The organism is Caballeronia sp. Sq4a, assembly GCF_023170545.1.
GTDB lineage: Bacteria > Pseudomonadota > Gammaproteobacteria > Burkholderiales > Burkholderiaceae > Caballeronia.
This window is the reverse complement of sequence record NZ_CP084250.1, coordinates 1,994,405-2,016,434: the sequence shown is the minus strand read 5'-3', so window position 1 is coordinate 2,016,434 and position 22,030 is coordinate 1,994,405. Positions and strand designations below refer to the sequence as shown.

The window sequence follows — 22,030 nt, the reverse complement described above, 5'->3', positions numbered from 1 at the left end:
CATGAAAGTTGCCCTTTTCGTCCCCTGTTTCATCGACGCGTTCTATCCGCAGATCGGCATCGCCACGCTGGAATTGCTGGAGCGGCTCGGCCTCGATGTCGACTATCCGCAGGATCAGACATGCTGCGGCCAGCCGATGGCCAATAGCGGCGCGCACGCGGACGCGGCCGGCGCGGAGCGCGTGTTCGCCCGAAACTTCGCGGACTACGACTACGTGGTCGGACCGTCGGCGAGTTGCACGCATCACGTGCGCGAGCACTTCACGGCCATCGAGCAGACGAGCGCGGTCCAGAAGGTGCGCAAAAGCACCTATGAACTGGTCGAGTTCCTGCACGACGTGCTGAAAGTCCGTGACTTTCCGTGGGCCGAGTTTCCGCATCGCGTCGGCCTGCACAACAGTTGCAGCGCGGTGCGGCATCTGCGCGAGACGTCGAACTCGGAAGTCGCGGGCGCGCCGTATTCGAAGCCGCGCGCATTGCTCGAACGCGTGAAGGGCATCGAGTTCGTCTCGCCCGCGCGGCCCGATGAATGCTGCGGCTTCGGCGGCACGTTTTCCGTCACCGAAGAGGCCGTGTCCGTGCGCATGGGCCAGGACAAGGTGCGCGACCACATCGGCGCGGGCGCGGAGTACATCGTCTCGGGCGACATGTCGTGTCTCATGCATCAGCAGGGCTGCGCCGAGCGCATGAAGCTCGACGCGAAGTTCATCCACATTGCGCAGGTTCTGAACGGAGCGCGGGCATGACGAAGACCGTTCGCATCGATCACGCGAAGGCTGCGGGCGCGTTCCTGCAGAAAGCCGACCACGTGGCGTTTCACGACAAGCGTCTCTGGGACTTGCGTTCGAAGCGCGACGCGCAGGCGCACGGCATTCCCGAGTGGGAAACGCTGCGCAATCTGGCATCGGGCATCAAGGAACACACGCTGTCTCATCTCGCGGATTACCTCGCGCAGTTCGCGGATCAGGCCGAGAAAAACGGCGTCGTCGTGCATTTCGCGGCGGACGCGGAAGAGCACAACGCGCTCGTCTACAAGCTGATGAGCGAGCGCGGCATGACCACGCTCGTCAAAAGCAAGTCGATGCTGACCGACGAGTGCTACATGCGCGACTATCTGGAGCCGCGCGGCATCACGGTGATGGAAACCGATCTGGGCGAGCGCATCCAGCAGCTCGATCATCAGGACCCGAGCCATATGGTCGTGCCGGCCGTCCACAAGCTGCGCGCGGACGTGGCCGAACTCTTCGGCAAGACCATCGGCACCGATCCGAAGAACAGCGACATCCACTATCTGGCGGAAAGCCAGCGCATGAACACGCGGCCGTACTTCGTGCGCGAAAAGACGGCGGGCATGACGGGCTGCAACTTCGCGGTCGCGGAGACGGGCACGGTTGTCGTCTGCACGAACGAGGGCAACGCGGATCTTTCGGCGAACGTGCCGCCGCTGCATATCGCGTCCATCGGCATCGAGAAGCTGATTCCGACCATCGCCGATCTCGGCGTGTTCGTGCGCATGCTTTCGCGCAGCGCGCTCGGCTCGCCGATCACGCAGTACACGTCGCACTTTCGCGCGCCGCGGCCGGGCACGGAGATGCACTTCATCCTCGTCGACAACGGACGCTCGGAACGGCTCGCGCTCGAAGACTTCTGGTATTCGCTCAAGTGCATCCGCTGCGGCGCGTGCATGAACACGTGTCCGGTGTATCGGCGAAGCGGCGGGCTGTCGTATGGCGGCACATACTCGGGGCCGATCGGCGCGATCATCAACCCGACTTACGACCTGAAGCGCTACAGCAGTCTGCCGTTCGCCTCCACGCTCAACGGCAGTTGCACGAACGTCTGCCCGACGAAGGTCAACATCCACGAGCAGATCTACAAGTGGCGCGCGGTGATCGCGGAGCGTCACGAAGTGCCGTTCGTGAAGCAGGAAGTGCTGAAGATGGCGGGGCGTCTGCTCGCGAGCCCGACGCTTTACCGCGCGACGGTCGCGTCGCTCGGCGGCGCGTTGAAGCGGCTGCCGAACTTCGTGCTGTACAACCCGCTCAACATCTGGGGCCGCGGGCGCGACTTGCCCGAAGCGCCGGCCGAGACCTTTCACGAGTGGTACAAGAAGAACCGGAAGCCCGCCAAATGACGACCCGCGATGCCTTTCTCGCGAAGATTCGCGCCGCGCAGCCCGCAGCGCGTCCGCGCCCCGAACTGCCGATTTTCCCGTCGCCCGAAGGCGACCTGCAGACGCGCTTCATCGCCGCGCTGACCGCGATGGGCGGCACGACGGCGCACGCGCACAGCCTCGACGAAGTCAAAGAAATGATCGCCGCGCGCTTCGGCGCGGATGCGGTGGTGGCCTCCGCCGTGCCGGGCATCGAAGGCACGCGTACGCTGTCGCGCGAGACGCCTCCCGCGTCGCTGCAAGATGTCGATGTGGGCGTCGTGCGCGGTCGCTTCGGCGTCGCGGAGACCGGGTCCGTCTGGTTCAGCGAAGACGAGTACGTCGTCAATTCGATCGGCTATCTCGTGCAGCATCTCGTCGTGCTGCTCGATCCCGCGCAACTCGTCGACGGCTTGCAGCAGGTGTATCGACGGCCCGACTTCCAGTCGGCGCGCTATGCCGTGCTAGTCACGGGCCCGTCCGCGACGGCGGATATCGAAGGCGTGCTGATTCGCGGCGCGCAGGGCGTGCGCTCGCTGACCGTCGTGTGGATTCAGTAGCGCCAGAAAATAGCCACCGCGATGCCGCCGAACAGCAGCCACTTCACGATGTAGTACACGGTCCGGTTCCACGCCTTCAGCCGCTTGCCGACGAGCCGGATCGAATAGAGATACTTGAACGCGCGATTCAGGCCGCCCGTGCGGTCGCCGGTTTCGTTCGGCGAGGCGGCCGCGCGCATCAGAAAGCCGCCGACCGCGTTGTTCACCGCCTGCGCCCAGCGGTATTTCATCGGCCGCTCGATGTCGCAGAACAGAATGATGCGGTCTTTGTCCGTCGTGTTTTCGGCCCAGTGCAGATAGGTTTCGTCGAAGACGACTTCCTCGCCGTCGCGCCACGAGTAGCGCTCGCCGTCCACGACGATGGCGCAGCCGTCGTCGTTCGGCGTCACGAGCCCGAGGTGATAACGCAGCGACCCGGCATACGGATCGCGATGCAGTGTGAGCGTCCCGCCGGGCGGCAGCATGGCGAACATCGCGGCTTTGACGCTCGGGATGTTCTGCAGAATCGAGAGCGTCTTCGGGCAGACCGCGACCGCCGACGGATGCGGCCGGTCATACCACTTCAGATAAAAGCGCCGCCAGCCGCGTCGGAAAAACGAGTTAAAACCAATGTCGTTGTATGCGCCGGCCGCCTGGATCTTGCTCGCTTCGTGCAAGGCGAGGGCTTCGTCGCGAATCGTCTGCCAGTGCGCCTTGATGGGGGCGAGATCCGGAAACAGGGAAGGGTGAAGATACGGCGTGGACGGCACGCGCGAGAAGAGATACACAAAGCCGTTCACCGGCGACATGAACGTCGAGTGGTCGGATAGCTGCCGGAAGAAGCCGTGGCGGACCTTGCCCCGCCAGTGCGTGTACGCGGCACACGCGATAAACAGCATGAGAATCAGCCAGCGCATCTGCGGTTCCCCTTGCGTCACTGTCGCCGTTAACGTCAACAAAACGTGACGGAATTATCGAACGGAAACGCAGTGTCTGCTGAAACCGCAGCCCAGAAAGCAAAAAGCCCAGTCGCATGACTGGGCTTTTTGCTTGGAACTTTTTGGCTCCCCGACCTGGGCTCGAACCAGGGACCTACGGATTAACAGTCCGGCGCTCTACCGACTGAGCTATCGGGGAACATCTACAACAGTGCAAACTGAATAAAAAGCCCAGTAAGTTGACTGGGCTTTGCTGAATTTTTTGGCTCCCCGACCTGGGCTCGAACCAGGGACCTACGGATTAACAGTCCGGCGCTCTACCGACTGAGCTATCGGGGAACATCTACAGCAGAGAAGCGGAATTATAGGGAGCGTCTCTTACCCTGTCAACGCCGATTCTTCACTCGAAACACCTTTTTGCAGCGATGCGAACTCGTCCTAAAGCTGATCACAGAAGCTGACCGTAGAAGGACGCCCGTTCGCCTCAACGCTCGAGCAGATTCAGTTTGTCCTTCACGTCCTTGAATTCGTCGGCTTCGGGCAGCGGCGCCTTCGTCTTCGTGATGCTCGGCCAGTTGCGCGCGAGATCGGCATTCAGTTCGATGAACTGCTGCTGATCGCCGGGCACGTCTTCTTCGGCGTAAATGGCATTCACCGGGCATTCGGCCACGCACACGGCGCAGTCGATGCACTCGTCAGGATCGATCGCGAGAAAGTTGGGACCTTCACGGAAGCAATCCACCGGGCACACATCCACACAGTCGGTGTAGCGGCACTTGATGCAGCTTTCGGTCACAACGTGAGTCATTCAGGCTCCTGCATGCGGAATTCGTGGGGGCGGCGTCCGGCAGCCTGCGTGGGCCAATGCGGGTACGCGCGCCGAAACGCATATTGTAGCGTAACGGTCAAAACGGGCGCGACCGCCGCGGAACGTGCCTTATATCGTTTTGGAATGTATGTATGCGCGGTTGCCAAAAACGGTCGGCGAGCGTCTTGCCGGTCCGCGCATTCGGGTAACATGGCCCCAAGGCACGCCGCGGCAAGACGGCGCGCGGTCTCATCGCTCGATGTTCCAGCCAAACCATGATCATCAATTCGCTGCTCGATACCGACCTCTACAAGTTCACGATGATGCAGGTCGTGCTGCATCACTTCCCGGCTGCGCACGTGGAGTATCGCTTCCGTTGCCGCACGCCGAATGTGGATCTCGTGCCGTACATCGACGAGATTCGCGACGAAGTGCGCCAGCTCTGCAATCTGCGCTTCCGTGAAGAAGAGCTCGACTATCTGCGGCGCATGCGCTTCATGAAGAGCGATTTCATCGACTTTCTCGCGCTCTTTCATCTCAACGAGAAGTCCATCCAGATTTCGCCGTCGCCGAAGAACAACGGCGAGATCGACATTCTGATCGAAGGGCCGTGGCTGCATACGATCCTGTTCGAGATTCCGGTGCTCGCGATCGTCAACGAAGTCTACTTTCGCAACACGCAGCGTCAGCCGGAGTACGAGACCGGACGCGAGCGGCTGCGCGACAAGATCAAACTGCTCGCCACGCCGCCCGAGTATTCCGATTGCAAGATCGCCGATTACGGCACGCGCCGCCGTTTCTCGAAGCAGTGGCACGAGGAAGTGGTGCTGACGCTCAAGGAGCGGCTCGGCGCGCAGTTCGCGGGCACGAGCAACGTGTTCTACGCGATGAAGCACGGCCTGCGGCCGCTCGGCACGATGGCGCACGAGTATTTGCAGGCGTGTCAGGCGTTGGGACCCCGCCTGCGCGATTCGCAGATCTTCGGCTTCGAGATGTGGGCGAAGGAATATCGCGGCGACCTCGGCATCGCGCTGTCGGACGTATACGGCATGAAGGCGTTCCTGCGCGACTTCGACATGTACTTCTGCAAGCTCTTCGACGGCGCGCGTCACGATTCGGGCGATCCGTTCGACTGGGGCGAGCGCCTCATCCGGCATTACGAAGAAAATCGCTGCGATCCGCGCACGAAGGTGCTCGTCTTTTCGGACGCGCTCGACATTCCCAAGGTGCTGCAACTCTACGAGCGTTTCCGTGGCCGCTGTCAGCTTGCGTTCGGCGTCGGCACTAATCTCACGAACGATCTCGGCTATCAGCCGCTGCAGATCGTCATCAAAATGGTCCGCTGCAACGGCCAGCCGGTGGCGAAGCTCTCCGATTCGCCCGGCAAGAACATGTGCGACGACAAGGCGTATCTCGCTTACTTGCGTCAGGTGTTCGGCATCGAGCAGCCGGTCGAGGAAAGCTGACACCGCGCGCGGCCTATGCCGTTCGGCCGAGGTCCGTTACGCGCGGACCGGTCGATATAATCGGTTTCAGCTTCACGTCGCGGATTTATCGCCGCGACTTCTCCACGCATGCATCGACGAGGACGGCACTATGGACACATCGGCCGCGCGCCGCAACATTCTCGCGCGCATTCGCAGCGCGCAGGGCAGGAAAGGCGCGCCGACCGAGGCCGAGCGTGCCGCCGTCGACGAGTATCTCGCGCGGCATCCCGCCGGTCCGCGCCCGCCGCTTCCCGCCACGCGCGACGAGCTGATCGCGCGTTTTCGTCTGGAAGCGGAGCGACTCTCGACGAGCGTCGCCGAAGTCGAGGCGCTCGCCGATGCGGCCGCCGAAGCGGCGCGCTATCTCGACGCGCTCGGCCTTTCGCGCGATGTCGTCGCGTGGCCCGCGCTCGCGGATCTGCCGTGGATGCAAGCGGGCATCGCCGCGTCGCTGCGCAAGCCCGTCGATGCGGACCTCGTCGGCATCACCGGCTGCTTCTGCGCGGCAGCGGAGACCGGCTCCATCGTGCTGCTGTCGGGACCGGAGACGCCCGCGTCCGGCGCGCTTCTGCCGCAGACGCACATCGCCATTGTGCCGGCGTCGCGCATCGTCGCCGCGCACGAAGACGCCTTCGCGCTGATGCGCGCCGAACGGGGAGAGTTGCCGCGCGCCGTGAACTTCGTGTCGGGGCCGTCCCGCACCGGCGATATCGAACAGACCATCGTGCTCGGCGCGCATGGCCCGTATCGTGTCCACGCCATCATCGTGCGGGGAGCGTAGGGACAGTGCCGCGTTTCGTTTGGGGCTTTCTGCTATCGCTTTGCGCGATCTCTGACGCTTCGGCCGCCGCGCTCGACGGCGCTTCGCTGTCGGCGGCGTGGGGCGTTCCGTTCATCGGCATCCTGCTGTCCATCGCGGTGTTTCCGCTCGTCGCCGGCAAACTGTGGCATCACCATTTCGGCAAGATCGCGGCGGCGTGGGCGCTGGCGTTCCTCGTGCCGTTCGGGTTCGCGTTCGGCATCGGCACGGCGTTCGGCGTGCTCGTCCACGCGATGCTCGAAGAGTACGTGCCGTTCATCATCTTGCTCGCCGCGCTCTATACGGTGGCGGGGGGCATCTGCGTGCGCGGCAATCTGCACGGCTCGCCGCGCGTGAACACTGCGTTGCTCGCGCTCGGCACCGCGCTCGCCAGCATCATGGGCACGACGGGCGCGGCCATGCTGCTGATCCGTCCGCTCTTGCGGGCCAACGATAATCGCAAGCATGTCGCGCACGTCGTGGTGTTCTTCATCTTTCTGGTGGCGAATGCGGGTGGCTCGCTGTCGCCGCTCGGCGATCCGCCGCTCTTTCTCGGCTTTCTGAACGGCGTCGATTTCTTCTGGACGACGCTGCATCTCGCGCTGCCGACACTTTTCGTCTGCGGCGTGCTGCTCGCGCTTTTCTACGCGCTCGACAGCTACTTCTGGCATGGCAAAGGCGAGTCGCGGCGGCCGTTTCTCGATCCGACGCCGGATACGCCCACGCTCGGCGTCGACGGCACCATCAACTTCGTACTGCTCGCGGTCATCATCGGGCTCGTGTTGATGAGCGGCTTGTGGAAGCCGGGCGTCGCATTCGATGTATTCGGCACGCACGTCGCGTTGCAGAACGTCGTGCGCGATGCGGCGCTCGTCGTCGTGCTCCTTGCCTCGCTCGCGCTCACGCCCAAGCGCGCCCGCGCGGGCAACGCGTTCAACTGGGCGCCGATGATCGAAGTCGCCAAGCTCTTCGCGGCCATCTTCGTCACCATCGCTCCGGTCATCACCATCCTGCGCGCCGGCGAGGCGGGCGCGTTCGCCGGGATCGTGCGCGCGGTATCGGATGCGAACGGCGAGCCTGCTCATCTCGCCTATTTCTGGGCGACAGGGCTGCTCTCGTCGTTCCTCGACAATGCGCCGACTTACCTCGTGTTCTTCAACCTCGCGGGCGGCGACGCAGACACGCTGATGACCACGGGCGCCACGACGCTCGCCGCCATTTCGGCCGGCGCGGTGTTCATGGGCGCGAATTCATATATCGGCAATGCGCCGAATTTCATGGTGAAGGCGATCGCGGAATCGCGCGGCGTGCGCATGCCGGGCTTCTTCGGCTACCTCGGCTGGTCGTGCGTCGTGCTGTTGCCGCTTTTCGCCGTCACCGGCTGGCTATTTTTCTAGGAGCATGAGATGAAGAAAGTGCTTGTGGCTCGCCCTACGTTTCCTGACGTGATCGAGCGCCTGAAACAGTATTTCGAAGTCGACGTGAACCTGGGCGACGTGCTGCCGCAAGACGAGTTTGCGCGCCGGCTCGCCGATAAGGACGGCGCGTTCACGGCCGGCGAGATGGTCGGCGAGAAGGAACTGGCGGGCGCGCCGAACCTGAAGGTCGTCGCCAACATGGCGGTCGGCTACAACAACTTCGACATGCAGGCGTTCGACGCGCACAAGGTGCTCGGCACCAACACGCCGCATGTGCTCAACGAAAGCACCGCCGATTTCGGCTGGGCGCTGATGATGGCGGCGGCGCGCCGCGTCACCGAATCGGAGCACTTTCTGCGCGCGGGCAAGTGGCAGAAGTGGTCCTACGATTCGTTTCTCGGCGTCGACGTGTACGGCTCGACGCTCGGCGTGATCGGCATGGGACGCATCGGGCAGGCGCTCGCGCGGCGTGCGAGCGGCTTCAACATGCGCGTGATCTATCACAACCGCTCGCGCGTCGCGCCCGAGATCGAGGCGCAGCTTAATGCCGAATATGCGTCGAAGGAAGATCTGCTCAAGCGCGCGGATCACGTCGTGCTCGTGCTGCCGTACTCGAAGGAAAGCCACCACACGATCGGCGCGGCCGAGCTCGCGCTGATGAAGCCGACGGCCACGTTGACGAACATCGCGCGCGGCGGAATCGTCGATGACGCGGCGTTGATCGAAGCCCTGCGCGAGAAGCGCATCGCGGCAGCGGGCATCGACGTGTTCGAAGGCGAGCCGAATCTGAATCCCGGTTTCCTCGCGCTCGAGAACGTCGTGCTCACGCCGCATATCGCGAGCGCGACGGAGACCACGCGTCGCGCGATGGCGAATCTCGCCGCGGACAATCTGATCGCCGCGCTGGGCGAAGGCCCGCGCGCAGGCAATCCGCCAAATCCGATCAACCCCAGCGTGCTCGGCTCATGATCGAATTGCTGTACGGCGCAATCGCTTTGCTGGCGGTCGCGCTGGTCATTGCGTTGATCGCCCTCGTCGCTGTCATGCGGCGTGGCGCGTCTGTCGATATCGACGAGGAATTCGCGGCGCTCACCGATCGCGTGAACGACATGGGCGAAGCGCATGCGCGCGCGCAGGAGCGGCTCGAACGCGGACTGCGCGGCGATATCGCGGAGCACGCACGCGTCTCGCGCATGGAATCGCAGGGCGGCTTCGCGCAGTTCCATCAAACGCTCGCGACGCAACTGGCGAGCACGTCGAGCGTGCAGAACGCGCAGTTCGACGCGCTCGCCCAGCAACTCGCGCAGCAGAGCCAGCAGGCGCGCGAAGATCAGAGCAACGCGCTCAAGCGTTTCGCCGATTCCATGACGCTGCATCTCGCGCAACTTTCGGAAGCCAACGACCGGCGTCTGGCGGAAGTGCGCGCGACGCTGGAAGCGCGCCTTAAGGACATCGAAGCGAACAACGCCGCGAAGCTCGAAGAAATGCGCCGCACGGTCGACGAGAAACTGCACGCGACGCTGGAGCAGCGGATCGGCGAATCGTTTCGGCTGGTGTCGGAAAGGCTGGAGCAGGTGCATCGCGGGCTGGGCGAGATGCAGTCGCTGGCTGCGGGCGTCGGCGACCTGAAGAAGGTGCTCACCAACGTCAAGACGCGCGGCATCTGGGGCGAAGTGCAGCTCGAATCGCTGCTCGAGCAGTTGCTCACGCCCGATCAGTACGCGAAGAACGTCGCGACCGTGCCGAACAGCAACGAACGCGTCGAGTTCGCGATCAAGCTGCCGGGCCGGCACGACGCGCCGGGTATCGCCGGTTCATCGGGCGATGTCGCGACGCCGGTGTGGCTGCCCATCGACGCCAAGTTTCCCCGCGAGGACTACGAGCGTCTCATCGATGCGCAGGAGCGCGCTGATCCCGTCGCGGTGGAAGAAGCGTCGCGTGCGCTCGAAGGACGCTTGCGCGCTGAGGCCCGGGCGATCGCGCAGAAGTACGTCGCGCCGCCTCATACGACGGATTTCGCGTTGCTGTTCCTGCCGACCGAGGGCTTGTACGCCGAAGTACTGCGCCGTCCGGGCCTGAGCGACTTCTTGCAACGCGAGTACCGCGTGAGCGTCGCTGGCCCGACGACGCTGACCGCCTTGCTCAACAGCCTGCAAATGGGATTCCGGACGCTCGCCATCGAGAAGCGGTCGAGCGAAGTGTGGCAAGTGCTCGGCGCGGTGAAGACGGAGTTCGGCAAGTTCGGCGACGTGCTCGCGCGCACCAAGGCGCAACTGGAAACCGTCACCCGGTCGATCGAGGCGGCGCAGACGCGCACGCGTCAGATGGGCAAGCGCCTGCGCGACGTGGAGGCGCTGCCGCACGAGAAGGCGGCAGGCGTGCTCGGAGATCTGTCGTCGCCGGAAAGTGACGACGAGCTATGAATCGCGCTCAGGCCGCGCCGTCCGCGAGGCGATCCAGCGAATCGCCGGTAATGCGCACTACACGCCAGTCCGGCAGCACCGTCGCGCCCATCTTCTCGTAAAAGTCGATGGCGTTCTGGTTCCAGTCGAGCACCGACCATTCGAAGCGTCCGCACTGACGCTCGACGGCGAGCGCGGCCAGTTTCCTGAGCATCATCGTGCCTACGCCGCTGCCGCGCAGCGCAGGGCGCACGTAGAGGTCTTCGAGATAGAGACCGCGCTTGCCGAGAAAGGTCGAGAAGTTGTGGAAGAAGAGGGCATAGGCGACGACTTCGCCTGCCTGCTCCGCGACGAGCGCCTCCGCTGCCGGGCGCGCGCCGAAGAGCGCGTCGCGCAAGCCGTCCTGCGTCGCGACGAAGAGATGCGTGAGCTTCTCGAACTCCGCGAGTTCGAGCATCAGGCCGTAGATGGCGCCGATGTCGGCGGGCGTGGCCGGGCGAATGGACGCGGCGCTCATGCTTCTTCCGGTGCGTCGGACAACACGATTTCGATGCCGCCGAAGCGCGACGCCACCCAGTTATAGGCGTGGCAGGCAATCCACAGCAGCACGAAGCCGAGAATCGCGTTGAGGAGCAGCGCGCTCGTGACCGTGCTCACCTCGACCGAGCCGTAGCGCACGAATGCGACCACGACGCCGAGCAGCACGATCGGCACGCTGAAGGTCAGATACACGAGGATCAGCGCTTTGGCCGTCTGTCCCGGTGCGATGGATGAGATCTGCTTTTTCATGGGAGGAGAACCCCGTCTATCGATAGTTGGAATGTGGGTCGCCGCGGCTTCGCGCATGATGAGTTCGCTATTGACTGTTCGCTGTCAGATGAGGCCGTCGAACGGCACGATGTTCACTTCGTCGCCCGCGTCGGTATCGGCGCGGTCGTGTTCCAGCACGATGAAGCAGTTCGCCTCGCTCATCGAACTCAGCACGCCCGAGCCTTGCGGGCCCGTCGTCACGACGCTCCACTGGCCGTTGCCGTCGCGCGTGGCGATCCCGCGCTGAAACTCGGTGCGGCCCGCGCGCTTTCGGATCGGCTCGCTGCAGCGCGCCCGGATGACGATCGGTTCGTGCCGCGTCGCGCCGGACATTGCGATGAGCGCCTCGCGCACGATGAAGTAGAAGGTCGCCATGACCGCGACCGGATTGCCCGGCAAGCCGAAGAAGAGCGCCGACTTGCCGGTGCCCGCACGCGGACCGGACCACAGACGGCCGAACGCGAGCGGCCGTCCGGGGCGCATCGCGATCTTCCAGAACGCCACGTCGCCGAGCGAGTTCATCAGTTCGCGCGTGAAGTCGGCGTCGCCCACGGACACGCCGCCCGAGCTGATGACCACGTCCGCCGCTTCCGTCGCTTCGCGCAGCGCCTTTTCGAGCGACGCGCGATCGTCGCGAACGATGCCCAGATCGACGGTTTCGACATTCAGCCGGCGCAGCATCGCGAAAAGCGTGTAGCGATTGCTGTCGTACAGCGTGCCGGGCGTCAGCGGTTCGCCGACGGAGCGCAGTTCGTCGCCCGTCGAGAAGAACGCGACGACGAGGCGCTTGTGCACGTCGACCTCCGCGATGCCGAGCGACGCCAGCAAGCCGAGATCGGACGCGCGCACGATACGGCCCGCGCGCAACGCCGGCTTGCCGCGCGCGAGGTCTTCGCCCGACAGACGCCGGTTCTGGCCCGCGCGGACGGCGTCGGCGGGAAAGCGAATCGCGTCGCCTTCGCGGGCGACGAGTTCTTGCGGCACGACGGTATCGGAGCCCTCCGGCATCAGCGCGCCGGTCATGATGCGCACGCATTCGCTCGGCGTCGGGCGACCCGCGAACGGCCGGCCGGCGAGCGCGGCGCCCGCGACTTCGAGCGTCAAAGACTGCGTTGCCGACGCGAGCGCCGCGCCGGAGAACGCATAGCCGTCCATCGCGGAGTTGTCGAACGCCGGCACGTCGATGGGCGAGATGACGTCTGCGGCGAGCACGCGGTTCAGCGCATCGAAGAGGGCGACGCGCTCCACCTGCGCCTGCCCGCGCGGCATCGCCCATTGACGCACGATTTCCTGCGCCGCCTCGACGGGCAACGCATTCGGATCGTAGTGAGCGACGCAACCGGACAGTGGCTTCAACGTGGTCATGAACTGGCGTGAGGCGCGACGTGCGCGAGAAGCGGCAGACGCCGCGTGACGAAAGGCCGCCGGTGGGCTGGCGCAACGCTGTGCGAGCGCCCGCGTCTCTTTACCGGCGCTCCAGCTCGGCTAGCTGGCGTAAATCATTAATATTGTAAAACGCGCGATCCTCGTGAAATGGCACTTGCACCGCCTTGTGGCGCGCGTACCACGCGCGTACTTTGCGCTCGCCGGCCGCGAGCCGGGCGTCGAGATCGTCGGCGAGCGAGGCGCGCTGAATCGCGAAAACCGGATGCGCGATGCGTTCGCCGGCCGGTTCGATCGTCGCGGCATAGGCGATGTCGGCGTTTTCGGCGTCGAGCGCTTCGCCGAGCAGCAGGCCGAGCCGTTCATCGACGAACGGCGCGTCGCACGGCGCGATCAGCACGAACTCCGTGTGCGCCGCGCGCAAAGCCGCCGCGATGCCGGCGAGCGGGCCGGGGTAGTCGCCGAGCGTGTCCGCGATCACGCGGGCGCCGAACGGCGCGGCAAGTTTCGAATACGCCTCGATGTTCCGGTTGGCGCTGATCAGCATGGCGCTCGCTTGCGGCGCGAGGCGGCGCAGTACGTGCAGCGCGAGCGGTTCGCCGAGAAACGGCTGCATGCCCTTGTCGACGCCGCCCATGCGCGAGCCGCGCCCGCCCGCGAGCACGAGCCCGGTGACGTTCGAAGCCGAAGCGGCGCGCGCAGTCGCGATCACGTGAAAAAACTCAGCCGCCGATGTACGACATTTCTACGCGCGGACCGTCTTCCCGCGAGGCCGCCGACGCGCTGCCGCGCAACTGCGAGTAGCGGTCGCCGCGCGCTTCCCAGATGCGGGCGATGGCGGTGGCCACGTCTTCATCGCTCGCGCCGCCGCGAATGAGGGCGCGCAGATCGTGGCCCGCGGAGGCGAAGAGGCACAGATACAGCTTGCCTTCGGTGGAGAGCCGGGCGCGCGTGCACGAGCCGCAGAAGGCGCGCGTGACGCTCGAGATCACGCCGATTTCGCCGCTTCCATCACGATAGCCCCAGCGTTGCGCAGTCTCGGCGGCGGTGTGCGCTTCGAGCGGCGCGAGCGGGAAGTGCGCCGCGATGCGCTCGACCACCTCTGCGGACGGCAGCACTTCGCTCATGTTCCAGCCATTGGACGCGCCGACGTCCATGTATTCGATGAAGCGAAGCACCACGCCGCTGCCTTTGAAGTGGCGCGCCATCGGCACGATTTCCTGGTCGTTCGTGCCGCGCTTGACGACCATGTTGACCTTTAGCGGCGCGAGACCGGCCGCTTGCGCCGCCGCGATGCCTTCCAGCACGTCGGCTACGGCGAAATCGGCGTCGTTCATGCGGCGAAAGAGGGCGTCGTCGAGCGCATCGAGGCTGACCGTGACCCGCGAGAGGCCCACGTCCTTCAGCGACCGCGCCTTGCGCGCCAGCAGCGAACCGTTGGTCGTGAGCGTGATGTCGAGCGGCCGCCCCTCGGGCGTGCGCAGTTGCGCGAGCCGGTCGATCAGAAATTCGATGTTCTTGCGCAGCAGTGGCTCGCCGCCCGTCAGGCGAATTTTTTCGACACCATGCGCGACGAACACGCGTGCGAGCCGCTCGATTTCCTCGAACGACAGCAGCGCGGAATGCGGCAAGAATGGATAGTCCTTGTCGAACACGTCGCGCGGCATGCAGTAGACGCAGCGGAAGTTGCAGCGATCCGTGACTGAGATTCGCAAGTCGCGCAGAGGGCGCGCGAGCGTGTCCGTCAGCAAGCCGGATGGCGCTGCGGCGGCGCCGGAAAAATCCGGGATCGCGCTGACATCGGCTAACGGAATGATGCGTCGGGACATGGTTGCTCGGGACTTCGGTCGAATAGGCAAGCAGCCCATTCTAGCGGAAGCGCGCGAATCCGGCCGGCCACGGCCAAGGCTCGGCGGACCGGGCTTTCCACTAGTGCCGGAAGAAAAAACGCCATCGACCTGAGGCCGATGGCGTTTTGCGTGCTACATCGCGCGGCCCGACAAGTGGCCGCGCGCCCGGTCAATGCGCGCTCTTGCCGGTTTCCACCTGTTGCATCGGGGCGGTATCGAGCGGCGGGAGCGGCTTGCGCTCGCGCGGCACGCGCACCGGCGCCGGTTCCTGCGCGGCGGCGGCGTTCGCCGCGCGCATCTTGTCGGCGTCCGTGTTCACCCAGACGAGGCCGGCGGTGTCGAGCATCGGCTTCAACGCGTCCGTTCCCGTCGACGATGCGGCGGGCGTCGGTTGCGTCGCGGCAGGCTTCGCCGGCTCCGATACGACGGGAACCTGCGGCTCGATCGCCGCTTTCGGCTGCGCCATCGGCGCGGCTTCCGACTGGATCGGCTCGACGGCGGTTGCAGCCGGCGTCGAAGCGATCGCGGCGGTTTTCACCGGCTCGGAGACAACGGGCGCTTCCGGCGCCGTTTCCGCCTGACTCGCGGCTTCGACGGGCTTCGGCTCGTCGACGACCACCGGCGCGAACGGATCGACCGGCTTCGTTTCCGCGACCTTCGGCGACGGCCCGAACGGGTTCTCGACGGCCGGTGCCGCTGCGGGCTTCGCGAAGATGTCCGGCGCAGGCTGGGAATCCGCGTTGGCTTCTGCCTTCGCTTCTTCGCTCGCTTGCAAAGGCTCGGCTTGCGCGGCCGGCGCGGCTTCCTGCGGCTGCGCCTGGCGGCTGTCCGCAACCGGCGCCGACTCGGCTGCAACCGGACGCGTTTCACGGCGTGCGGCGGCTTCCTGCGCGGCTTCGGCGTCGAAGACACCGGCTTGCGCCGACGTGCTTTCGGCTGCGCCTTCGGCTTCCGCGACGTCGGCGGCGTGATTCACGGTCATGCCTTCTTCATCGCGATCACGGCGACCGCCACGGCGACCGCGGCGGCGGCGACGGCGCTCTTCGCCTTCGCGCGCGGCTGCGGCCTGATCGGTGGAGAGGGCGTCGATGTCTTGCGGCAAAGCGTCGGCATTGAGCGGCGTGGTGTCCGCCATCTCGGATGCTGCCGTCTCGCCTTGCGTCAATGCTTCGACGGCGGCTTCCGGCTGCGGCTTGCGGCGCTCAGCGCGTTCGGGGCGCTCCGCACGCTCCGTCCGTTCGGCGCGCTCGCCACGGTCCGGACGCTCGCGGCGTTCCTGACGCTCGGCCGCTTCCGGACGCGGTGCGCGCTCGGCGCCACGTTCCTGACCGCGATCACGCGGCTCGCGCGGTTCACGCGGCTCGCGAGTCTCACGCGGTTCGCGGGCCTCACGCGGTTCGCGCGTCTCGCGGGGTTCACGCGCCTCGCGCGGTTCCCGGGCTTCGCGCGGCTCGCGGACTTCGCGCAGTTCACGGCCTTCGCGTCCTTCGCGAGCTTCGCGCGGCTCGCGGCCTTCACGCGTGCCACGTCCTTCGCGATCTTCGCGACGCGCAGGCTGACGGCTCGCACCGTTGCCGGTCGTCGCCGCGCCATTGGCGGCCGCGCCTTCACGGCCCGCGCCGCCGCGACGATTGCGATTGCGGTCGCCGCCGCCCGTGCGCTCGCCGCGCTCCCCGCGTTCCGAACGCTCGCGCTGCGGGCGCGCTGCCGGCTGCGCTTCGACGGGCGCCGGCGCAGGCTTCACTTCCGGCTGAATGCCGAAGAGGTTCTTGATCCACGCGATGAAACCGCCGGTCGCCGGCACCGGCGTCGGTGCGGGCGCGGGCGCGGCCTCGACAGGCGCGGGCTTGACCGGCGCGCTCGGCGCCGGCTTCTCGGGCGTGATGCCCTTGACCGCCGCTTCCTGCTTCGGCTTCACTTCCTCGGCGCGCTTGCTGTAGCCGGTCTCGGATTCGAGTTCGCTCGCCGCTTCGACGGCCATCTTCCACGAGGCGCGCGGGTCGTCCAGACGCGCATCGTCGTGACGCAGGCGCTCCAGCTTGTAGTGCGGCGTCTCCAGATGCTTGTTCGGAATCAGAACGACGTTTACCTTGAAGCGCGACTCGATCTTGTTGATTTCCGAGCGTTTTTCGTTCAGCAGGAAGGCGGTCACCTCGACCGGCACCTGGCAATGAATTGCCGCGGTGTTTTCCTTCATCGCTTCTTCCTGAATGATCCGCAGCACTTGCAGCGCGGACGACTCGGTATCACGAATATGGCCCGTGCCGTTGCAACGCGGGCAGGTCACGTGACTGCCTTCGGACAGTGCCGGACGCAGGCGCTGACGCGACAGTTCCATCAAGCCGAAGCGCGAGATCTTGCCCATCTGCACGCGCGCGCGGTCGTGCTTGAGCGCGTCTTTCAGGCGCTGCTCGACTTCGCGCTGGCTCTTGGCCGACTCCATGTCGATGAAGTCGATCACGATCAGGCCTCCCAGATCGCGCAGGCGCAACTGGCGCGCGACTTCGTCGGCGGCTTCGAGATTGGTGCGCGTGGCGGTTTCCTCGATATCCGCGCCCTTGGTGGCGCGCGCCGAGTTCACGTCGATGGCGACGAGCGCCTCGGTGTGATCGATCACGATCGCGCCGCCCGAGGGCAGCGGCACCGTGCGCGAGTACGCCGTTTCGATCTGATGCTCGATCTGGAAGCGCGAGAAGAGCGGCACGTCGTCGTGATAGCGCTTCACCTTTTGCAGGTTGTCGGGCATCACGATATCCATGAAGGCGCGCGCCTGGTCATGGATTTCGGTCGTGTCGATGAGGATTTCGCCGATATCCGGCTGGAAGTAGTCGCGAATCGCGCGGATGACGAGGCTCGATTCGAGATAAATGAGCATCGGCTGGCCGGCGACGCCGCTCTGCGACGCGGCTTCGATCGCGCGCCACAGTTGCATCAGGTAGTTCAGGTCCCACTGGAGCTCTTCCGCCGATCGGCCGATGCCCGCCGTGCGCGCGATGATGCTCATGCCTTCCGGCAGTTCGAGCTGCGCCATGGTTTCGCGCAGTTCCTGCCGCTCGTCGCCTTCGATTCTGCGCGACACGCCGCCGCCGCGCGGGTTGTTCGGCATCAGCACCAGATAGCGGCCGGCCAGCGAAATGAACGTGGTCAGCGCCGCGCCCTTGTTGCCGCGCTCTTCCTTTTCGACCTGAACGATGAGTTCCTGGCCTTCGCGGAGTGCGTCCTGGATGCGCGCAGAGCGCATCTCGACGCCGTCGCGGAAATACTGGCGGGCGACTTCCTTGAACGGCAGAAAACCGTGGCGGTCTTCGCCGTAGTTGACGAAGCAGGCTTCGAGCGACGGCTCGATGCGGGTGACGACTCCCTTGTAGATGTTGCCTTTGCGCTGTTCGCGCCCGGCGGTTTCGATGTCGATGTCGATGAGCTTCTGTCCATCGACGATGGCGACGCGCAGTTCTTCTTGCTGCGTCGCGTTGAACAGCATGCGTTTCATTGAACGGCTCCAGAGCGGCTTTGACCCTTCCTCGTCTGGCGAATCGGCGCGGATTCGAACATCGGCGCGAAGCGGGAGGGTGGGCGTGCCACGCTTTTTGTGTTGTCACAAAAGCACGCCGGAGCGGATTTTAGGCGGGAGAATTGCCGAAAGCTGGCATCGGGCCGACGAATGCGGCGGCCGGGCCAAGGGGCACATGCGACAACGGCAGCGCGCGGAGGCGATGCGGCCCGTGGCAAGGACGAACGGCGGCGCGGGGCTTTCCGCGTCTCGAAATGGACGCACGGAAAGCCGCAGCGCTCTTTCAACAGAGCCTTTCCCTCCCGACGGCGTTCGCGAAAGGAAGAGCGGTGTCGCGCGAACCGGCGCGATGCTTCGTTACCGATCTTCGTCTTCGCGGACGTGCCGCGCCGGCAGCCGCGGGCTACGTGCTCCCGCCTGCTTGCCGTGTCTCGCCTCGTTGCGGCGTTTTTTTGCGTCTCGCGCTTCGCAGGAATCAGCGCAGCAGCGAGATGCGTCGCCGTTGTTCGCAAATCGGCGAGCCCCGATGTGCCGTCTTCGCCCCTTGCTCGATGGCAGGGCTGAATCGGGCGGGCAGCCGGTTGAACGTCCGGATGCCATCAGTTCTCGCCGATGAAATTCTTTTTGACCAAAAATCCGTTACCGATCGGCGATCGACCCGACCGAACGCGCCTGTGGGCTCCGTCCCTGCCGGTGATATCGCCGTGCGTGCAACTCGTTGCTCGATTTTCCGGGCGAGCAACCGGCCCTGGGCGCAAGTAAAATAATGGTTTATCGCTTGCACCTGTACAGTCTGATGAATCGCGCCGTAGCTCCTCATGGGTAACTGAGTCGAGTCCGGCCTTTTCAGGCTGCTCGCAAATTATATTCAGAATGAATGAGTTAGGCAAAACATCCCATAAACAAGTTGCAAGCGAGCGCACGTCGATGATCGAAGTCGATGAAACCGCTGCCGGACAGCGCATCGACAACTTCCTGTTGCGCGTCTGCAAGGGCGTGCCCAAGAGCCATATTTACCGGATTCTCCGCAGCGGCGAAGTGCGCGTGAACAAGGGCCGCATCGACGCCGCGTACCGGCTGGAACTGGGCGATGTCGTCCGCGTGCCGCCGATTCGCATCGCGCAGGCCGACGAAGCGCCGGTGTCGTCGAATGCGCCCGCCGCCGAATTCCCGATTCTTTTCGAAGACGAGCACCTGATCGTCATCGACAAACCGTCGGGCGTCGCGGTGCACGGGGGCAGCGGCGTGGCGTTCGGCGTCATCGAGCAACTGCGCAACGCGCGGCCGCACGCGAAGTTCCTGGAACTCGTGCATCGGTTGGACCGCGAAACGTCCGGCGTGCTCATGCTTGCCAAGAAACGCGCGGCGCTCGTCAATCTGCACGAGCAGATCCGCGAAAATCGCGTCGACAAGCGCTATTACGCGCTCGGACACGGCGACTGGCCGAGCGACTGGGGCCGGCGGCGCATCGTGAAAGCGCCGCTGCACAAATACGTGGCGGCGGACGGCGAGCGGCGCGTGCGCGTTCAGGAAAACGGGCTGGCGTCGCATACGGTGTTCAATCTGATCGAACGCTGGACGGATTACGCGTGGGTCGAAGCGGAACTCAAGACCGGCCGCACGCACCAGATTCGCGTGCACATGCAAAGCATCGGCCTGCCGATTGCGGGCGACGCGAAATACGGCGACTTCGCGCTGAACAAGGAACTCGCGCGGCCGAGCGCGATGCCTTCGCTCAAGCGCATGTTTTTGCACGCGTATCGGCTGAAAATCACGCATCCCGCGACGGGCGCGCCGCTGCAGTTCGAAGCGCCGCTGCCCGCCGAGTGCAAGCGCTTCATCGAACAACTCAAAAACCGAGAGACATAAATGGCGCGGCAGCAATTCGATCTGATCGTTTTCGACTGGGACGGCACGCTCATGGATTCGACCGTCCATATCACGCGGAGCATTCAGGCGGCGTGCCGCGACCTCGGCCTGCCGGTGCCCGCCGACGAATCCGCGAGCTACGTGATCGGCCTCGGCCTCAAGGACGCGCTGCAAATCTGCGCGCCGACGCTCGACACGAAGGACTATCCGCGCCTCGCCGAGCGGTATCGCTTCCATTTTCTGACGATGGGCCAGCAAACCGAACTCTTCGCCGGCGTGCGCGAACTGTTGCAGGAACTGCGCGACGAGGGCTATTTTCTGGCGGTGGCGACGGGCAAGAGCCGCGTCGGGCTGAACCGGGCGCTGGATCAGTCGCGCCTGACGAGCGTCTTCGACGGCACGCGCTGCGCCGACGAAACCTTCTCGAAGCCGCATCCCGCAATGCTTCAGGAACTCACGCGCGAACTAGGGCAGGACCTGTCCCGCACGCTGATGATCGGCGACACCACGCACGACCTGCAAATGGCCATCAACGCAGGCGCGGCGGGCGTGGGCGTCGCCTACGGCGCGCATCCGGCGGATTCGCTCACCGCGTTGCAGCCGCGTTTTTGCGCCGATAGCGTCGCGTCGCTGGCCGGCTGGCTGCGGGAGCACGCATGACCGAGCCGACACGAGAGGCGGTGCGCGTTTGCGCAGCGGACGAACTGGTCGATGGCGGCGCGGGCGTGCGGCTCGGCGCTCAGGAGGCGAGCGGCGAGGCGGTCGTTTTCTTCGTCCGCTACGACGGTAAGCCCTACGGCTACCTGAACCGCTGCGCGCACGTGCCGATGGAACTCGACTGGGCCGAAGGCCAGTTCTTCGAAAGCTCGGGCCTATACTTGATGTGCGCGACGCACGGCGCGATCTACGAGCCGGACACCGGCAAGTGCGTCGGCGGTCCCTGTCGCGGCGCGCGGCTTCGGCCTGTCGCGGTCGAGGAGCGCGAGACGCCGGAAGGCCGCGCGGTGTTCTGGCTGCCCGACGACGCGCTTCGCCCCGCCTGATTTTCCCTCTTTTCCTTTGACCCGGCCGTACGACCGGAAGACCACGCATGTCCGATAACCTTTCGCCCAACCCGCGCGGCAACGACAACTGGGAGCGCGACGCGCTGGAACGCGTCGCGCTTGCCGCCATTCGCGAGCAACGCGCGGCGCGCCGCTGGCGCATCTTTTTTCGCTTCGTCTTTCTCGCGGTGCTCGCGCTGATCGCGTGGGGCGTGTTCGATTTCACCGGCGATCACGTCGCCAAGTCCGGCAAGCACACGGCGCTGATCGACCTTCAGGGCGAAATCTCCGCGAATAGCGACGCGAGCGCCGACAACATCGACGGCGCGCTACAAAGCGCGTTCGAGGACGACGGCACGGCGGGCGTGATCCTGCGCATCAATAGTCCGGGCGGCAGTCCGGTGCAGGCGGGCATCATCAATCGCGAGATTCGCCGGCTGCGCGCGAAGTATCCGAAGACGCCGCTTTACGTGGTCGTCGACGACATGTGCGCGTCGGGCGGCTATTACGTCGCGGCGGCGGCCGACCGCATCTATGTGGATCGCGCGAGCATCGTCGGGTCGATCGGCGTGCTGATGGACGGCTTCGGCTTCACGGGCCTGATGGACAAGCTCGGCATCCAGCGCCGCATGCACACGTCGGGCGCGAACAAGGGCGCGTTCGATCCGTTCTCGCCCGAAACGCCGCAAATGACCGCGCACGCTCAGGACATGCTCGACGAGATTCACACGCAGTTCATCGACGCGGTGAAAGAGGGGCGCGGCAAGCGTCTGAAGGACGATCCGGATCTCTTCTCCGGCATGTTCTGGACGGGCGAGAAAAGCGTGCAGCTGGGTCTCGCGGACGGCTTCGGCGACGCGAACTACGTGGCGCGCGAGATCATCAAGCAGCCGGATATCGTCGATTACACGCAGAAGGAAAGCATCAGCGAGCGCGTGGTGCGGCGCTTCGGCGCTTCCGTGGGCGATGCCGCCGTGCGCGCGCTGACGCTCGGCGGCAAGGTGCAGTTGCGCTGATTCGTA

The 22,030-nt window shown here is 65.2% G+C and carries 20 protein-coding genes and 2 tRNA genes; 12 read left to right on the top strand and 10 right to left on the bottom strand.

Features of this window, described 5'->3' with window-relative positions; all coding sequences use genetic code 11:
• The first annotated feature begins 1 nt into the window (after position 1).
• Genes LDZ24_RS09590 through LDZ24_RS09580 form a run of 3 tightly spaced genes read left to right on the top strand, consistent with a single transcriptional unit; the run spans position 2 to position 2,711 of the window.
• A complete protein-coding gene (locus LDZ24_RS09590; RefSeq protein ID WP_248320263.1) occupies positions 2 to 745 on the top strand; it encodes a (Fe-S)-binding protein in 744 nt (247 codons plus the stop codon).
• Complete coding sequence (locus LDZ24_RS09585; protein ID WP_175944519.1) at positions 742 to 2,133, top strand: lactate utilization protein B; 1,392 nt, start codon at positions 742 to 744, stop codon at positions 2,131 to 2,133. Before LDZ24_RS09590 ends, LDZ24_RS09585 begins: the two co-directional genes overlap by 4 nt.
• Complete coding sequence (locus tag LDZ24_RS09580; RefSeq protein ID WP_248320262.1) at positions 2,130 to 2,711, top strand: LUD domain-containing protein; 582 nt, start codon at positions 2,130 to 2,132, stop codon at positions 2,709 to 2,711. The genes LDZ24_RS09585 and LDZ24_RS09580 overlap by 4 nt, the downstream gene beginning before the upstream one ends.
• Here LDZ24_RS09580 and lpxO read toward each other — a convergent pair.
• The 4 genes from lpxO to fdxA all read right to left on the bottom strand — a co-directional run bounded on the left by lpxO (position 2,705) and on the right by fdxA (position 4,436).
• On the bottom strand, positions 2,705 to 3,607 hold the full coding sequence (gene lpxO, locus LDZ24_RS09575; protein ID WP_175944515.1) for a lipid A hydroxylase LpxO: 903 nt from the start codon (positions 3,605 to 3,607) through the stop codon (positions 2,705 to 2,707). The two genes, LDZ24_RS09580 and lpxO, sit on opposite strands and share 7 nt — an antisense overlap.
• 144 nt (positions 3,608 to 3,751) lie before the next feature.
• Positions 3,752 to 3,827, bottom strand: a tRNA-Asn gene (locus LDZ24_RS09570).
• Between the two features lie 64 nt (positions 3,828 to 3,891).
• Positions 3,892 to 3,967: transfer RNA gene (locus tag LDZ24_RS09565), tRNA-Asn, on the bottom strand.
• 145 nt (positions 3,968 to 4,112) lie between these two features.
• Positions 4,113 to 4,436: a ferredoxin FdxA gene (fdxA, locus tag LDZ24_RS09560; protein ID WP_175944513.1), complete on the bottom strand. Its 324-nt coding sequence runs from the start codon at positions 4,434 to 4,436 to the stop codon at positions 4,113 to 4,115.
• Between the two features lie 275 nt (positions 4,437 to 4,711).
• On the opposite strand from fdxA, the gene pncB reads away from it, so the two are divergent.
• From pncB to LDZ24_RS09535, 5 genes are all read left to right on the top strand, one after another.
• Positions 4,712 to 5,902 carry a nicotinate phosphoribosyltransferase gene (gene pncB / locus LDZ24_RS09555; RefSeq protein WP_206466729.1) on the top strand — a complete coding sequence of 397 codons (1,191 nt, stop codon included), beginning with the start codon at positions 4,712 to 4,714 and terminating at the stop codon, positions 5,900 to 5,902.
• A gap of 130 nt (positions 5,903 to 6,032) precedes the next feature.
• Positions 6,033 to 6,704, top strand: coding sequence for a lactate utilization protein C (locus LDZ24_RS09550; protein WP_248320261.1), 672 nt, complete (start codon positions 6,033 to 6,035; stop codon positions 6,702 to 6,704).
• 5 nt (positions 6,705 to 6,709) lie between these two features.
• A complete protein-coding gene (locus LDZ24_RS09545) occupies positions 6,710 to 8,119 on the top strand; it encodes a sodium:proton antiporter (RefSeq protein ID WP_248320260.1) in 1,410 nt (469 codons plus the stop codon).
• Positions 8,120 to 8,128: 9 nt separating this feature from the next.
• The gene (locus tag LDZ24_RS09540; RefSeq protein ID WP_248320259.1) at positions 8,129 to 9,109 is read left to right on the top strand and encodes a D-glycerate dehydrogenase; all 981 of its coding nucleotides are present in this window, start codon (positions 8,129 to 8,131) and stop codon (positions 9,107 to 9,109) included.
• Positions 9,106 to 10,563: a DNA recombination protein RmuC gene (locus tag LDZ24_RS09535; RefSeq protein WP_248320258.1), complete on the top strand. Its 1,458-nt coding sequence runs from the start codon at positions 9,106 to 9,108 to the stop codon at positions 10,561 to 10,563. The genes LDZ24_RS09540 and LDZ24_RS09535 overlap by 4 nt, the downstream gene beginning before the upstream one ends.
• Positions 10,564 to 10,570: 7 nt before the next feature.
• On the opposite strand, the gene LDZ24_RS09530 is transcribed toward LDZ24_RS09535, so the two are convergent.
• The 6 genes from LDZ24_RS09530 to LDZ24_RS09505 all read right to left on the bottom strand — a co-directional run bounded on the left by LDZ24_RS09530 (position 10,571) and on the right by LDZ24_RS09505 (position 18,075).
• Entirely contained in the window at positions 10,571 to 11,059 is a 489-nt protein-coding gene (locus LDZ24_RS09530; protein WP_248320257.1) for a GNAT family N-acetyltransferase, read from the bottom strand.
• Positions 11,056 to 11,331, bottom strand: a complete 276-nt coding sequence (locus LDZ24_RS09525) for a hypothetical protein (protein WP_049655276.1) — start codon at positions 11,329 to 11,331, stop codon at positions 11,056 to 11,058. Before LDZ24_RS09525 ends, LDZ24_RS09530 begins: the two co-directional genes overlap by 4 nt.
• 84 nt (positions 11,332 to 11,415) lie before the next feature.
• Positions 11,416 to 12,717 (bottom strand): gephyrin-like molybdotransferase Glp, encoded by a 1,302-nt coding sequence (gene glp / locus LDZ24_RS09520; RefSeq protein WP_248320256.1) that lies wholly within the window; start codon positions 12,715 to 12,717, stop codon positions 11,416 to 11,418.
• A 100-nt stretch (positions 12,718 to 12,817) separates the two neighbouring features.
• Entirely contained in the window at positions 12,818 to 13,372 is a 555-nt protein-coding gene (mobA, locus tag LDZ24_RS09515; RefSeq protein ID WP_248322325.1) for a molybdenum cofactor guanylyltransferase MobA, read from the bottom strand.
• 85 nt (positions 13,373 to 13,457) lie between these two features.
• Positions 13,458 to 14,564, bottom strand: a complete 1,107-nt coding sequence (moaA, locus tag LDZ24_RS09510) for a GTP 3',8-cyclase MoaA (protein ID WP_248320255.1) — start codon at positions 14,562 to 14,564, stop codon at positions 13,458 to 13,460.
• 190 nt (positions 14,565 to 14,754) lie between these two features.
• Entirely contained in the window at positions 14,755 to 18,075 is a 3,321-nt protein-coding gene (locus LDZ24_RS09505) for an Rne/Rng family ribonuclease (protein ID WP_248320254.1), read from the bottom strand.
• Positions 18,076 to 18,969: 894 nt separating this feature from the next.
• Here LDZ24_RS09505 and LDZ24_RS09500 point away from each other — a divergent pair.
• Genes LDZ24_RS09500 through LDZ24_RS09485 form a run of 4 tightly spaced genes read left to right on the top strand, consistent with a single transcriptional unit; the run spans position 18,970 to position 22,024 of the window.
• Positions 18,970 to 19,965: an RluA family pseudouridine synthase gene (locus LDZ24_RS09500; RefSeq protein WP_248320253.1), complete on the top strand. Its 996-nt coding sequence runs from the start codon at positions 18,970 to 18,972 to the stop codon at positions 19,963 to 19,965.
• On the top strand, positions 19,966 to 20,625 hold the full coding sequence (locus tag LDZ24_RS09495) for an HAD-IA family hydrolase (RefSeq protein WP_175944490.1): 660 nt from the start codon (positions 19,966 to 19,968) through the stop codon (positions 20,623 to 20,625). It begins immediately after the preceding gene.
• Positions 20,622 to 21,008, top strand: a complete 387-nt coding sequence (locus LDZ24_RS09490; RefSeq protein ID WP_248320252.1) for a Rieske 2Fe-2S domain-containing protein — start codon at positions 20,622 to 20,624, stop codon at positions 21,006 to 21,008. The genes LDZ24_RS09495 and LDZ24_RS09490 overlap by 4 nt, the downstream gene beginning before the upstream one ends.
• A gap of 47 nt (positions 21,009 to 21,055) precedes the next feature.
• Positions 21,056 to 22,024, top strand: a complete 969-nt coding sequence (locus tag LDZ24_RS09485) for a S49 family peptidase (RefSeq protein WP_248320251.1) — start codon at positions 21,056 to 21,058, stop codon at positions 22,022 to 22,024.
• Positions 22,025 to 22,030 lie beyond the last annotated feature (6 nt).

Bases quoted from the DNA above. Each gene is read 5' to 3' on its own strand.
- LDZ24_RS09495 (WP_175944490.1), top strand. From the start codon at position 19,966: ATGGCGCGGCAGCAATTCGATCTGATCGTTTTCGACTGGGACGGCACG.
- LDZ24_RS09540 (WP_248320259.1), top strand. From the start codon at position 8,129: ATGAAGAAAGTGCTTGTGGCTCGCCCTACGTTTCCTGACGTGATCGAG.
- pncB (WP_206466729.1), top strand. From the start codon at position 4,712: ATGATCATCAATTCGCTGCTCGATACCGACCTCTACAAGTTCACGATG.
- LDZ24_RS09550 (WP_248320261.1), top strand. From the start codon at position 6,033: ATGGACACATCGGCCGCGCGCCGCAACATTCTCGCGCGCATTCGCAGC.
- LDZ24_RS09530 (WP_248320257.1), bottom strand. From the start codon at position 11,059: ATGAGCGCCGCGTCCATTCGCCCGGCCACGCCCGCCGACATCGGCGCC.
- LDZ24_RS09505 (WP_248320254.1), bottom strand. From the start codon at position 18,075: ATGAAACGCATGCTGTTCAACGCGACGCAGCAAGAAGAACTGCGCGTC.
- moaA (WP_248320255.1), bottom strand. From the start codon at position 14,564: ATGTCCCGACGCATCATTCCGTTAGCCGATGTCAGCGCGATCCCGGAT.
- LDZ24_RS09500 (WP_248320253.1), top strand. From the start codon at position 18,970: ATGAATGAGTTAGGCAAAACATCCCATAAACAAGTTGCAAGCGAGCGC.
- fdxA (WP_175944513.1), bottom strand. From the start codon at position 4,436: ATGACTCACGTTGTGACCGAAAGCTGCATCAAGTGCCGCTACACCGAC.
- lpxO (WP_175944515.1), bottom strand. From the start codon at position 3,607: ATGCGCTGGCTGATTCTCATGCTGTTTATCGCGTGTGCCGCGTACACG.
- mobA (WP_248322325.1), bottom strand. From the start codon at position 13,372: ATGGGCGGCGTCGACAAGGGCATGCAGCCGTTTCTCGGCGAACCGCTC.
- LDZ24_RS09485 (WP_248320251.1), top strand. From the start codon at position 21,056: ATGTCCGATAACCTTTCGCCCAACCCGCGCGGCAACGACAACTGGGAG.
- LDZ24_RS09580 (WP_248320262.1), top strand. From the start codon at position 2,130: ATGACGACCCGCGATGCCTTTCTCGCGAAGATTCGCGCCGCGCAGCCC.
- LDZ24_RS09590 (WP_248320263.1), top strand. From the start codon at position 2: ATGAAAGTTGCCCTTTTCGTCCCCTGTTTCATCGACGCGTTCTATCCG.
- LDZ24_RS09525 (WP_049655276.1), bottom strand. From the start codon at position 11,331: ATGAAAAAGCAGATCTCATCCATCGCACCGGGACAGACGGCCAAAGCG.
- glp (WP_248320256.1), bottom strand. From the start codon at position 12,717: ATGACCACGTTGAAGCCACTGTCCGGTTGCGTCGCTCACTACGATCCG.
- LDZ24_RS09535 (WP_248320258.1), top strand. From the start codon at position 9,106: ATGATCGAATTGCTGTACGGCGCAATCGCTTTGCTGGCGGTCGCGCTG.
- LDZ24_RS09490 (WP_248320252.1), top strand. From the start codon at position 20,622: ATGACCGAGCCGACACGAGAGGCGGTGCGCGTTTGCGCAGCGGACGAA.
- LDZ24_RS09585 (WP_175944519.1), top strand. From the start codon at position 742: ATGACGAAGACCGTTCGCATCGATCACGCGAAGGCTGCGGGCGCGTTC.